The following is a 12186-nucleotide window of genomic DNA, read 5'->3' as shown; positions in this document are numbered from 1 at the left end:
GACTATGACCGACAGCACGAACAACGGCCCGACACTCGACCAGTGGGCCGCCGCCGCCGACAAGGAAGTGAAGGGCCGTGACCTGACCTGGCAGACGCCGGAAGGCATCGCCGTCAAGCCGCTCTACACAGCCGAGGACGTGACGGTCGAGCCGGGCCTGCCGGGGTTTGCGCCGTTCACGCGCGGCGTGCGCGCGTCCATGTATGCGGGCCGTCCCTGGACGATCCGCCAGTACGCCGGTTTCTCCACCGCCGAGGAATCCAACGCTTTCTACAAGCGTAACCTTGCCGCGGGGCAGAAGGGCCTGTCTGTCGCCTTCGACCTCGCCACCCATCGCGGCTATGACAGCGACCATCCGCGCGTCACCGGCGACGTGGGCAAGGCGGGTGTGGCCATCGACACCCTCGAAGACATGAAAATCCTGTTCGACGGCATCCCGCTCGACAAGATGTCGGTGTCCATGACGATGAACGGCGCGGTCATCCCGATCCTCGCCTTCTTCATCGTGACGGGGGAGGAGCAGGGCGTCGATCGCAAATTGCTCGATGGGACCATTCAGAACGACATCCTCAAGGAGTTCATGGTCCGCAACACCTACATCTACCCGCCGGAACCGAGTATGCGGATCATCTCCGACATCTTCGGCTATACCTCGCGCGAGATGCCCAAGTTCAACAGCATCTCCATCTCCGGCTATCATATGCAGGAGGCCGGCGCGACGCAGGTGCAGGAGCTGGCCTTCACCATCGCGGACGGCATGGAATATGTGAAATATGGTGTCGCTTCAGGGCTGGACATCGACAAGTTTGCAGGCCGTCTGAGCTTCTTCTTCGCCATCGGCATGAATTTCTTCATGGAAATCGCCAAGCTGCGCGCCGCGCGCGTGCTGTGGCACCGGGCGATGACGACGCTGGGCGCGCAGGACGAGCGGTCCAAGATGCTGCGGACCCATTGCCAGACCAGCGGCGTGTCGCTGACCGAGCAGGATCCGTACAACAATGTCATCCGCACCACGGTGGAGGCGATGGCCGCCATGCTGGGCGGCACGCAGAGCCTTCATACGAACGCGCTGGACGAAGCCATTGCTTTGCCGACGGATTTCTCCGCCCGCATCGCGCGCAACACGCAGATCATCATCCAGGAAGAAACCGGGATGACGAAGGTCGTCGATCCGCTGGGCGGCAGCTATTATATCGAGGCGCTGACCCAGCAACTGGTCGATCAGGCGCAGGAGATCATCGACCGGGTGCAGTCCGAAGGTGGCATGGCGAAGGCCGTGGCGGCGGGATGGCCCAAGGCGATGATCGAAACGGCGGCGGCGGCGCGTCAGGCGCGGGTGGACCGGGCCGACGACGTGATCGTGGGCGTGAACAAATATCGCCTCGCGACCGAGGATTTCCTCGAAACCCTCGAAGTCGACAACGCCAAGGTGCGCGAGGGGCAGATCGCGCGGATCAACAAGACCAAGGCGGAGCGGGACAGCGCGAAGTGCGAGGCCGCGTTGCAGGCCCTGCGCGATGGTGCGGCGGCCCCGGCGAGCCTGGAGAACAACCTGCTGGCGCTGGCGGTTGAGTGCGCCCGCGCCCGTGCGACGCTGGGCGAGATTTCCGCCGCGATGGAGGAGAGCTTCGACCGGTACGGCACCACGCCGACCCCGGTGAAGGGCGTGTACGGCGCGCCCTATGAAGGCGACAGCCGCTGGCGGCAGGTGCTGGACGGCGTGTCCGCCGTGGAGCGGCGCCTGGGCCGCAAGCCGAAGATCATGATCGCCAAGATGGGCCAGGACGGCCATGATCGCGGCGCGAACATCATCGCGTCGGCGTTCGGCGACATGGGTTTCGAGATCGTGTCCGGCCCGCTGTTCCAGACGCCGGAGGAGACGGTGGTCGTCGCGCTGGAAAGCGGCGTGGACGTGGTGGGCGCATCGAGCCTCGCCGCCGGTCACAAGACGCTGATCCCCGAACTGATCCGCCTGCTGCGCGAACAGGGGCGTAGCGACATCAAGGTGATCGCGGGCGGCGTCATCCCGCCGCAGGACTATGACTATCTGCGCGAGGCAGGGGTTCAGGGCATTTATGGTCCCGGCTCCAACGTCGTGGAGTGCGCGGCGGACGTTCTGCGCCTGCTGGGCCACAACATGCCGCCCGCGGGCGAGCTTTCGGAGGCTGCGGAGTGACCATGGGCCAGTATCAGACGACACCGCGGACCGACTGGACGCGCGAGGAGATCGCGGCGTTGTTCGACCTGCCGTTCATGGATTTGCTCTATGAGGCGCAGACGATCCACCGCGCCAACCATCCGCGCAACGAGGTGCAGCTTTCGACTTTGTTGTCGATCAAGACCGGCGGTTGCGCGGAGGATTGCGGCTATTGCAGCCAGTCCAAGGATGCGGACAGCGGCGTCAAGGCGACCAAGCTGATGGACGTGCAGGCCGTGCTGCAATCGGCGGCGCAGGCGAAGGACCATGGGTCGGGCCGTTTTTGCATGGGCGCGGCATGGCGCAACCCCAAGGAACGGGACATGCCCGCCCTCATCGAGATGGTGCAGGGCGTGCGGCAGATGGGTCTGGAGACCTGCATGACGCTGGGCATGTTGACCGAGGGGCAGGCGAAGCAACTGGCCGACGCGGGCCTCGACTATTATAACCACAACATCGACACATCGCCGGAGAATTACGCCAACGTCATTACGACCCGGACCTTTGCGGACCGGATCGAGACGCTGGAGAATGTCCGTTCGGCGGGGATCAACGTGTGCTGCGGCGGCATCGTCGGCATGGGTGAGGAGCGGGCGGACCGTGTCGGCTTCCTCCACGCGCTGGCCAGCATGCCGCACCCGGAGAGCGTGCCGATCAACCAGCTCGTCCCGGTGAAGGGCACGGTGCTGGGCGACATGCTGGCCGGCACGCCGATGGCGGAGATCGACGAGATCGAGTTCGTGCGCACGGTCGCCGTGGCGCGCATCACCATGCCGATGGCGATGGTGCGCCTGTCCGCCGGGCGTGAGAGCATGAGCAAGTCGGGTCAGGCCCTGTCCTTCATGGCGGGCGCTAACAGCATCTTCACCGGCGACAAGCTGCTGACTGCGCCCAATTCCGGCGATGACAAGGATGCGGCGCTGCTGGCGATGCTGGGGATCAGCGCGATGCAGGCGGCCCCGCACGGGCATCTGGAAGAAGCGGCCGAGTGAAAGATAGGCGTTGATGACGGCGGACGCCCTTATGCCGACCGCCTGATTTTTACGTGATGGTTGAAACCGGCAGTGTCTGCACGGTGACTGAAATTACCCCGTTCGCCCTGAGCTTGTCGAAGGGCTGCCCTTCTTCTTCGAGGGGCAGAACGGGGTTTCGACACGCTCAGCCTGAACGGCTGACAGGACACGCTCAGCCGAATGGCTGACAGGAATGGGAAGACAGGGATAACAATGGCAATCACCAAGCTCCTGATCGCAAACCGCGGCGAGATCGCCTGCCGCGTTATCCGCACGGCGCGGAAAATGGGCATCGCGACCGTTGCGGTCTATTCGGACGCGGACAGCCGCGCGCCGCATGTGCTGCTGGCCGATGAGGCCGTGCATATCGGCCCGTCGCCCGCCGCCCAATCCTATCTGATCGCCGACAAGATCATCGAGGCGGCCAAGAAGACCGGCGCGAATGCGGTCCACCCCGGCTATGGTTTCCTGTCGGAGCGGGAGAGCTTCCGCAAGGCGCTGGACGCCGAGGGCATCATCTTTGTCGGTCCCCCCGCCAATGCGATTGCCGCGATGGGCGACAAGATCGAGTCCAAGAAGCTGGCGCTGGAAGCGGGCGTGAACGTCGTCCCCGGCTTCGTCGGCGTGATCGACGATACCGAACATGCGGTGAAGATCTCCAACGAGATCGGCTATCCGGTGATGATGAAGGCGTCGGCCGGCGGCGGCGGCAAGGGCATGCGCCTGGCCTATAGCGAGCAGGACGTGCGCGAGGGCTTTGAGGCCACGAAGCGCGAGGGCCTGGCCTCGTTCGGCGACGACCGCGTGTTCATCGAGAAGTTCATCGAAAGCCCGCGCCATATCGAGATTCAGGTGCTGGGCGACCAGCATGGCAATATCCTATACCTCAACGAGCGGGAATGTTCGATCCAGCGTCGCCACCAGAAGGTGGTGGAGGAGGCGCCTTCGCCCTTCGTCTCGCCCGAAATGCGCAAGAAGATGGGCGAGCAGTGCGTCGCGCTGGCGCGTGCCGTCGGTTACTTCAGCGCGGGCACGGTCGAGCTGATCGTCTCCGGCGCGGACAAAACCGGCGACGGTTTCTACTTCCTGGAGATGAACACCCGCCTTCAGGTCGAGCATCCCGTGACGGAGGAGATCACCGGCCTCGACCTAGTCGAGCAGATGATCCGCGTCGCCAATGGCGAGGCGCTGGCGTTCAAGCAGGAGGACGTGAAGCTGAACGGCTGGTCGGTCGAGAACCGCGTTTATGCCGAAGACCCCTATCGCGGCTTCCTGCCGTCGACGGGTCGCCTCGTGCGCTATAATCCGCCCGAAGCGGTCGATGGCGTGCGGGTGGACGACGGCGTGGTCGAGGGCGGCGAAGTGTCGATGTTCTATGACCCGATGATCGCCAAGCTCATCACCTGGGCGCCGACCCGCGAGGAAGCGATCGACAAGCAGGTCGCCGCGCTCGACAAGTTCGAGCTGGAGGGACTGGGCCACAACATCGACTTCCTGTCGGCGTTGATGCAGCATCCGCGTTTCCGCAGTGGCAACATCACCACCGGCTTCATCGCGGAGGAGTTCCCGGAGGGCTTCCACGGCGCGGCGCTGGCCGAGGGACTGACCGTCAAGCTGGCGGCGGTCGCGGCGTTCATCGCGAAGAGCCAGGCCGAGCGCGCCCGGCACATCGACGGCCAGCTGGGCAGCACGCCCCTGTCCGCGCCCACGGGCTGGCAGACGAAGGTCGGCAGCGAAGTGCATGACGTCATCGTGTCCGACGACGGCGTGACGGTGGACGGCAAGCCGGTCGAAATCGAGATCGACTATATCCCCGGCGACCGGACGGTCGAGGCGCGCTTTGCCGATGAAGTTCTGGCGGTGCGCGTCGCGCCGATCCGGGGCGGATGGAAGCTGACCACGCGCGGGGCGATCCACAACATCCGCGTCCTGCCCGCGCATGTCGCGCCGCTGGCCGCGCACATGATCGAGAAGATCCCGCCGGACCTGTCGCGCTTCCTGATCTGCCCGATGCCAGGCCTGCTCGTGTCGCTGAACGTGGCCGAGGGTGACAAGGTGGAGGCGGGCCAGCCGCTGGCCGTGATCGAGGCGATGAAGATGGAGAATATCCTGCGCGCCGAGAAGACCGGCACGGTCAAGGCCGTGAACGCCAAGGCGGGCGAGAGCCTGGCCGTGGACGCGATCATCCTCGAACTGGAATGATTTGAGGGATTGGGGAGGATGCGGGCCGGGGAGGGGAAGCCTTCCCCGGCCCTTTTTTGTGCGGGGTGACGGACAGAGGTGGGGTGTGTTACCCGTCAGGGCAACAGCGACCTTGCGGTCGTCCACCCCCTCCCCAAAGGCGCGCCATCTGCTATTGTTGCGCCATGCATCTCTCCCATGATCCCGCCGCGCCGCCCGCCGCCGAAATCGCTTTCGACGATTTTCTCAAGGTCGATATTCGGGTCGGCACCATCCTGACGGCGGAGCCTTTCCCGGAGGCGCGCAAGCCCGCGATCAAGCTGCTCATCGACTTTGGCGCGGGGATCGGCATCTGCAAGAGCAGCGCGCAGATCACCGAAAACCACCCCATCGAGAGCCTGCCGGGGCGGCAGGTCGCGGCGGTGGTGAATTTCCCGCCCCGCCAGATCGGCAAATATATGTCCGAAGTGCTGACGCTGGGCTTTGCCGACGATGCGGGCGCGGTGATGCTGTTCGCGCCGGACAGGCGGGTGCCGGACGGATCGCGCCTGTTCTGAGGGCTTGTCTGGAAACGCGCCTTTCGTGCCTTTACGTTACCCGGCGTCCCATACTCTGTGGGAGGTCGGCTGTGGATAAGGGGCGATGCGGCAACAGGCACAGGCTCTTCGCGCATTTCGGTACGTCTCTGGGTCGCCCACGGATTTCCGCGCTTTCTGGTGGGGCATCGTTAACCTTATCGCGCTATGCACCTCGTCTCGCATGGTCCCTAAAGCCCTTGCGTTGATGCGACTGTAGAGGCACAGCCGATTTTCGGGTTCGTGGGGAACAGGGTTAATGGCAGGCAACGTGGCGGCATCCGCTGACCGGGGAGAGGTAAAGCCCAGCGATATGCGGCTGGTCATCGCCGCATCGTCCGCAGGCACCATTTTCGAATGGTATGATTTCTTCATCTACGGCACGCTGGCCGGTATCATCGGCAAGACCTTCTTTCCCGCCGACAATCCCACGTTGCAGATATTGCTGGTCTGGGCCGGGTTCGCGGTCGGCTTTGGCTTTCGCCCGCTGGGTGCGGTGCTGTTCGGCTATCTGGGTGACCGGCTGGGCCGCAAATATACGTTTCTGGCGACGGTGATCCTGATGGGAATCGCGACCGCCGGTGTCGGCCTGATCCCGTCCGCCGAGAGTATCGGCATCGCCGCGCCCATATTGGTCATCCTGCTGCGCGTGCTGCAGGGGCTGGCGCTGGGCGGTGAATATGGCGGCGCGGCCATCTATGTGGTCGAACATGCGCCCGCCAAGCGTGCGGGCTATTTCTCCAGCTATATCCAGGCCAGCGTCGTCGGCGGCTTCGTGCTCAGCCTGATCGTGGTGCTGAGCTGCAAGGCGGGGTTCAGCGCGGAAGCATGGGGCGGATGGGCGTGGCGCGTCCCGTTCATCCTGTCGCTGGGGCTGCTCGCCATTTCGCTGTGGATGCGGTTGAAGCTGAACGAAAGCCCGGTGTTCCAGGCGATGAAGGAAGCGGGTGAGATCAGCGGCAATCCGATCCGCGACAGCTTCACCTATCCGGGCAACAAGAAGCGCATCCTCGTCGCTTTGTTCGGCGTGGCGGCGGGGCTGACCGTCATCTGGTACACCGCCATGTTCACCGGCCTGTCCTTCCTGAAGGGACCGATGCGGGTGGAGGATACGGCGGCGGAGATCATCGTCGGCGTGTCGGCCTTGCTGGGCATGGGGTTCTTCATCCTGGCGGGGCATATTTCCGACAAGGTCGGGCGCAAGACGCCGGTGGTGATCGGCTATGCGCTGACGCTGCTGCTGCTCTTCCCGATCTTCTGGATATTGGGTGCGGCCGCCAATCCGGGGCAGGCGGAGGCCGCGAAGCGCGCGCCGGTGACGGTGGTGGCCAAGGGCTGCGCCTTCGATCCGTTCGCGGACAAGCAGGCCAGCGTGTGCGGCCGGGCGCTGGGCGAACTGAGCAAGCTGGGTGTGCACTACACCGTCGTCGCGTCGGTGGGGAGGGTGGCGGCTCCCGGCAACGCTGTTGGCCAGCCCATCGCGGATGGACTGGAAATGGCGATTGGCGGCACTCCGGTCGTCGTGCGGGATGCGGCCGATATCCGGCCGCTGCTCGAAGCGCGAGGCTATGCTTTCGACAAGCAGATACCGCCCGTCGCGAATATCGCGGTGATCGTCGGCTGTCTGCTGGCGCTGTCGGCGCTGTCCGGTTTCACCTATGGCCCGGTCGCGGCGCTGCTGGCGGAGATGTTCCCGCCGACCATCCGCTACAGCAGCCTGTCGATCCCCTATCATATCGGCACCGGCTATTTCGGCGGCTTCCTGCCGCTCATTTCCAGCTACATCGTGGCGCGCACGGGTGATCCCTATGCGGGCCTCTGGTACACGATCGTCGTCGTGGCGGTCGCGCTGGTCGTCGCTCTCTGGGGCTTGCGGGATGACCGCGACACCGCCACCCATCCTGCCACTTTCTCCTGAGAAAAGAACGCTATGACGCTGCCTTCGCCTCCGCCTGCGCCGCTCAAACTCGCGCTCGACGCCGTCGCGCTCCGCAATAACTGGCGATGGCTCGCGCAGCAAAGCGGTGCGGCCAGTTGCGGTGCGGCGGTCAAGGCGGACGGCTATGGGCTGGGCGCGGTAGAGGTGGTGCAGCAACTCAAGAAAGTGGGCTGCCGCGATTTCTTCGTCGCGACATGGGCGGAGGCGATCGAGGTGCGCGAGCATGTCGGCGATGCAGGCCTCGCCGTGCTGCATGGCGTGCGGGAAGCGGACATGGCGGCGGCCAAGGCATTGCCCGGCGTGCGCCCCGTGCTGAACACCCCGGCGGAAATCCAGCGGTGGCGCGATGCGGGCGGCGGTCCGTGCGACGTGATGATCGACACCGGCATGAACCGGCTGGGCATCGACCCCAACGGCATTTCGGCGGGACTGTTCGAGGGGCTGGAGATCGACACGGTGATGAGCCATCTGGCCTGCGCCGACGAGGAGCATCCGCTGAACGGCGTGCAGGCGATGATCTTTGGCTCGCTGGCGCGCAAGGCCAAGGGCAAGCGGTTGAGCCTGGCGAACAGCGCGGGCATCCTGCTGGGCGAGAAATTCCATTACAACCTGACCCGGCCCGGCCTGTCCATCTATGGCGGATCGCCGCGGCTGGAATCGGAAGGCTATATCCATCAGGTCGTGCGCCCGCGCGCGCAGATCCTTCAGCGCCGGACAATCCGGGGCGGCGAGGCGGTAGGCTATGGCGCGAGCTATTCCGCCGACCGCACGCGGGAGGCCGCGGTGCTGAACATCGGTTACGCCGACGGTTATATGCGCGGTTTCTCCAACAGCGGCTATGCGCTGGCGGACGACGGCACCGCGCTGCCGGTGATGGGCCGGGTGTCGATGGACCTGCTGGTCGTCGATGTCAGCGACCGGCCCAGCCTGGGCGAGGGCGACTGGGTGGAGATCGCGTTCGACCTGTCGCAGGCGACCATCGTGTCGGGCCTGTCGCAATATGAATTGCTGACCAGTCTGGGCGGTCGTTTCGACCGGGAGTGGATCTGAGCACGGTCATCGGATGGGCCATGCCGATGGCGTCGGCATGGGTGGACCAGAGCGTGATGGCATAGCGGCGGCAATGTCCGGTAGGGGCATTGCCGCCGATTGCTTTGGTGTCTTCAGCCGCCCTGTGCGGAGAGCCAGGCCGAGAGCGGTTCCCACAGTTTCTGCCGCGCGGAGCGGCCGACGACCATGCCGACATGGCCGAGGTCGAGCGAGATCCTCTCGGTCGCGGGTGGGCGGGCGTCGTGCGGCACGATGCGGTCGCGGGTCGAGGATATGGCCAGCGTGGGGCAGGGCAGGGCCGCCGGGTCGATGGTCTGGCCACCCACGATCCACTGGCCGCTGCCCGGAATATCGGCGGCGTAGAAGCGTTCGATCAGTTCATGCCCCGCCGCATAGGTCAGCGGCGCGCCCTCATTCACCCAATCCTCCAGCAGCAGGAAGCTGTCATGGCCGGGATCGTCCTGCGCCATGTCCGCGAAGATCGCATATTTCTCGATCGTGCGGCGCGGGTCGAGCGACCAGAAGCCGGCCTGCAACACCTCCATCGGCATCACGCCCAACTGCCGGCAGGCGGGTTCCGCAAGCGCCCAGGCCTGATGGGTCTGGTCGCGGAAACCCTGTGGATAGGCGTCGAAACACCAGGGCGCGGCGATGGTCGCCAGCGCGGCGCAGGGGGCCAGCGCCGCCGCCGCGATCGCGATCGTCCCACCCAGGCAATAGCCGACCATGATCGGCGGGCGGGGCAGGGCGGCGATCAGCGGCAAGAGCAGGTCGGTGACATAGCGGCCGATGTCCTGATCCCGGTCCCCCTCCGCCGGATTGCCCCAATCGACCTGATACACGTCATGCCCCTGCGCGCAGAGGAATCGCAGCAGGCTGTTGTCCGGCGACATGTCCAGAACATCGGGCGCGTTGATGAGCGAGGGGACGAACAGCACGGGCGGCTTTTGCGCGTCGGCTGCCGAAAGTGGTTCATAATGAAGCAGACGGACGCGCCCCACGCTGGCGGCGATGGCGACCGGCCTTTCATGCTGCGGTCGTGCTGCACCCTGGAATCGGCGCAAACCGGCGAATGCGCGGGTGCGGAAGTCGGCGTCGCCTTCGGTTTCCCGCCATAAAATGCTCAAAAACAACGGAAGCGGACGCGGTCCGTGTTGCGGCGCGGCATGGGACAATGGTAGGGTGCGCTGTAACGGGGTCAGAGGGTCTGTCATGGCAAGGTCTAAAGATAGTGAGGGCGGGAATACCGTCGTCATCAAGAAGTACGCGAACCGCCGACTCTACGATACGGAAACGTCGAGTTACATCACATTGGACCTGTTGTCCCAGATGACTCGCGAAGGCCGCGATTTCGTGGTGGTCGATGCGAAGACCGGCGAGGACATCACCCATAATGTCCTGACCCAGATCATCATGGAGGAAGAGCAGAAGGGCGAGAATATGCTGCCCGTCAGCTTCCTGCGCCAGCTGATCTCGCTCTACGGCAATTCGATGCAGTCGCTGGTGCCGCAATATCTGGAAGCCAGCATGGATGCGTTCCGCAAGAACCAGATGCAGTTCCAGCAGGCCATGGAGGGCGCCTTTGCCGGCGGCCCCTTCGCCGAAATCGCCAAGCGCAACATGGAGATGTTCAACGCCGCCGCCGTCGCCTTCAAGGGCGTGGGCGTTCCGCTGGGCGGGGTGGGGGCCACGCCCGCCGCCGCCGCCCCGGAGGAAAGCGCGCGGGGCGAAACGCAGACCGCGCAGGAAGTGGCCGACCTGAAGGCGCAACTGGCCGCGCTGAACAGCAAGATCGACAAGCTCACCCAATAAGGGCGCGACCGGGGATAGGCGCGACCGGGGATGGGTCGCGGCGCGGGCGGTGAGCCGGTTGCCGCGCTGATCCTTTTGCCGGCGGCGTCGTTCGTGGTGGTTGTGTCGCCGATGGCGCGCGCGTCAGGGCGGAGGGTGCTTTGCCCCGTGGATGAGCGCGCGGGACGAGTGGGTTCGCAGGGGCTTGCTGCTTTGGGCGGGTTTCTGTCCTGTGTCCTGTGCCGGTTGCGCTGGGGTCGGCATGGCGGGCTTTGGGCGGGCTTTGGGCGGGCATCGGGGGTGCGCGGTGGTTCGACCGCTGGCAGGCCCCGCCGGAGAGCGGATTGGCTGGAGGCGGCGGAATTGGCCGGGAGCGGAGTGGCCGGCAGGCCGGTTGGCCAGCACTGGATTTACCGCCAGCACTGGATTTACCGATAGTCGATTTGCCAATAGTCGAATTGCGGACAGCCGGGTTTGCCGGAGACGGGGGAAGGAAGGCCATGGCCGAATCGACCGGAAAGCGGCCTGCGTGGCACCCCTATGCGATGCTGGTCATCGTCATGCTGCTGTGGGCCGGTAACAGCATCGTCGCGCGGGCGGTGCGGGGCGACATTCCGCCCTTCACGCTGGCGCTGGTGCGCTGGACGGGTGCGGTGCTGGTCGTCCTGCCCTTTGCCTGGCGGCATGTGGTGGCGGATTGGCCAAGGCTGATCGCGGGCTGGCGGTGGCTGCTGCTGCTGGGGCTGACCGGGGTGGGAGCGTTCAACGCGCTGCTCTATTCGGGGCTGCGTTTCACCACGGCGACCAACGGCCTGCTGGTGCAGGCGGCGATCCCGGCGATGGTGCTGCTGCTCAACTGGCTGTTCTTTCGCACCCGCGCCGGATGGGCGCAGGTGGGCGGTGTCCTGCTGTCCACGGCGGGCGTCCTGCTGATCGTGGCGCAGGGTGCGCCGCTGGCCATCGTGTCAGTCGATTTCAACCGGGGCGACGTGATGATCCTGGGCGCGGTGCTGTGCTGGGCGGCCTATACCAGCCTGCTGCGGCTGCGGCCCGATTGTCACCCGCTGTCCTTTCTGGTTGCGACCTTCCTGATCGGGATGGTGGCGATGGCGCCGCTGGCCGCGACGGAAAGCGCCCAGATTGCGGCGATGCGGCTGACCGGACCGGTGATCGGCGCCTTCGCCTATGTCGCGGTGTTGCCGTCGGTGGTCGCCTATCTCCTCTATAATGGCGCGGTGCGGGACATTGGCGCGGGGCGGGCGGGGCAGATGATCTCCCTGATGCCGCTGTTCGGCAGCCTGCTGGCGGTGGCCTTGCTGGGCGAGGTGCTGCACGCCTATCATCTGTGGGGCATGGCGGTGATACTGGCCGGGATCATCGTCGCGGCCGTCCCGTCGCGGGCATAGCGTCAGCCGGGCATAGCACCAGCGCGGACACAGG

9 protein-coding genes are annotated in these 12186 nt (G+C 65.4%); 8 read left to right on the top strand and 1 reads right to left on the bottom strand.

Features of this window, described 5'->3' with window-relative positions; all coding sequences use genetic code 11:
- Nucleotides 1-4: 4 nt before the first annotated feature.
- The 6 genes from scpA (at nt 5) to alr (ending at nt 8955) form a co-directional block, all read left to right on the top strand.
- Nucleotides 5-2176 (top strand): methylmalonyl-CoA mutase, encoded by a 2172-nt coding sequence (gene scpA / locus LWE61_RS10530; RefSeq protein ID WP_234150019.1) that lies wholly within the window; start codon nt 5-7, stop codon nt 2174-2176.
- Nucleotides 2177-2178: 2 nt separating this feature from the next.
- Nucleotides 2179-3189, top strand: a complete 1011-nt coding sequence (gene bioB, locus LWE61_RS10525; RefSeq protein WP_234150018.1) for a biotin synthase BioB — start codon at nt 2179-2181, stop codon at nt 3187-3189.
- Nucleotides 3190-3423: 234 nt separating this feature from the next.
- Nucleotides 3424-5412, top strand: coding sequence for an acetyl-CoA carboxylase biotin carboxylase subunit (locus LWE61_RS10520; protein WP_234150017.1), 1989 nt, complete (start codon nt 3424-3426; stop codon nt 5410-5412).
- A 164-nt stretch (nt 5413-5576) separates the two neighbouring features.
- Nucleotides 5577-5948 (top strand): tRNA-binding protein, encoded by a 372-nt coding sequence (locus LWE61_RS10515; RefSeq protein WP_234150016.1) that lies wholly within the window; start codon nt 5577-5579, stop codon nt 5946-5948.
- Between the two features lie 277 nt (nt 5949-6225).
- The gene (locus LWE61_RS10510; RefSeq protein WP_234150015.1) at nt 6226-7884 is read left to right on the top strand and encodes an MFS transporter; all 1659 of its coding nucleotides are present in this window, start codon (nt 6226-6228) and stop codon (nt 7882-7884) included.
- 12 nt (nt 7885-7896) lie between these two features.
- Entirely contained in the window at nt 7897-8955 is a 1059-nt protein-coding gene (gene alr / locus LWE61_RS10505) for an alanine racemase (RefSeq protein WP_234150014.1), read from the top strand.
- 113 nt (nt 8956-9068) lie between these two features.
- Here the strand turns inward: alr and LWE61_RS10500 are convergent, their stop codons facing one another.
- On the bottom strand, nt 9069-10076 hold the full coding sequence (locus LWE61_RS10500; RefSeq protein ID WP_234150170.1) for an alpha/beta fold hydrolase: 1008 nt from the start codon (nt 10074-10076) through the stop codon (nt 9069-9071).
- 91 nt (nt 10077-10167) lie between these two features.
- On the opposite strand from LWE61_RS10500, the gene phaR reads away from it, so the two are divergent.
- Together phaR and LWE61_RS10490 are read left to right on the top strand one after the other, a co-directional pair.
- Complete coding sequence (gene phaR, locus LWE61_RS10495; RefSeq protein ID WP_234150013.1) at nt 10168-10767, top strand: polyhydroxyalkanoate synthesis repressor PhaR; 600 nt, start codon at nt 10168-10170, stop codon at nt 10765-10767.
- Nucleotides 10768-11246: 479 nt separating this feature from the next.
- Nucleotides 11247-12152: a DMT family transporter gene (locus LWE61_RS10490; RefSeq protein ID WP_234150012.1), complete on the top strand. Its 906-nt coding sequence runs from the start codon at nt 11247-11249 to the stop codon at nt 12150-12152.
- The last annotated feature ends 34 nt before the right edge of the window (nt 12153-12186 follow it).

The organism is Sphingobium sufflavum, from assembly GCF_021403115.1.
In the GTDB taxonomy this organism is placed as follows: Bacteria; Pseudomonadota; Alphaproteobacteria; order Sphingomonadales; family Sphingomonadaceae; genus Sphingobium; species Sphingobium sufflavum.
The sequence above is the reverse complement of the archived record's forward strand: the minus strand, read 5'-3'. Positions and strand labels throughout refer to the sequence as shown.

What these genes read in the sequence shown, in the direction of transcription:
- scpA (WP_234150019.1), top strand. Translation starts at nt 5, where the DNA reads ATGACCGACAGCACGAACAACGGCCCGACACTCGACCAGTGGGCCGCC.
- bioB (WP_234150018.1), top strand. Translation starts at nt 2,179, where the DNA reads ATGGGCCAGTATCAGACGACACCGCGGACCGACTGGACGCGCGAGGAG.
- LWE61_RS10520 (WP_234150017.1), top strand. Translation starts at nt 3,424, where the DNA reads ATGGCAATCACCAAGCTCCTGATCGCAAACCGCGGCGAGATCGCCTGC.
- LWE61_RS10515 (WP_234150016.1), top strand. Translation starts at nt 5,577, where the DNA reads ATGCATCTCTCCCATGATCCCGCCGCGCCGCCCGCCGCCGAAATCGCT.
- LWE61_RS10510 (WP_234150015.1), top strand. Translation starts at nt 6,226, where the DNA reads ATGGCAGGCAACGTGGCGGCATCCGCTGACCGGGGAGAGGTAAAGCCC.
- alr (WP_234150014.1), top strand. Translation starts at nt 7,897, where the DNA reads ATGACGCTGCCTTCGCCTCCGCCTGCGCCGCTCAAACTCGCGCTCGAC.
- phaR (WP_234150013.1), top strand. Translation starts at nt 10,168, where the DNA reads ATGGCAAGGTCTAAAGATAGTGAGGGCGGGAATACCGTCGTCATCAAG.
- LWE61_RS10490 (WP_234150012.1), top strand. Translation starts at nt 11,247, where the DNA reads ATGGCCGAATCGACCGGAAAGCGGCCTGCGTGGCACCCCTATGCGATG.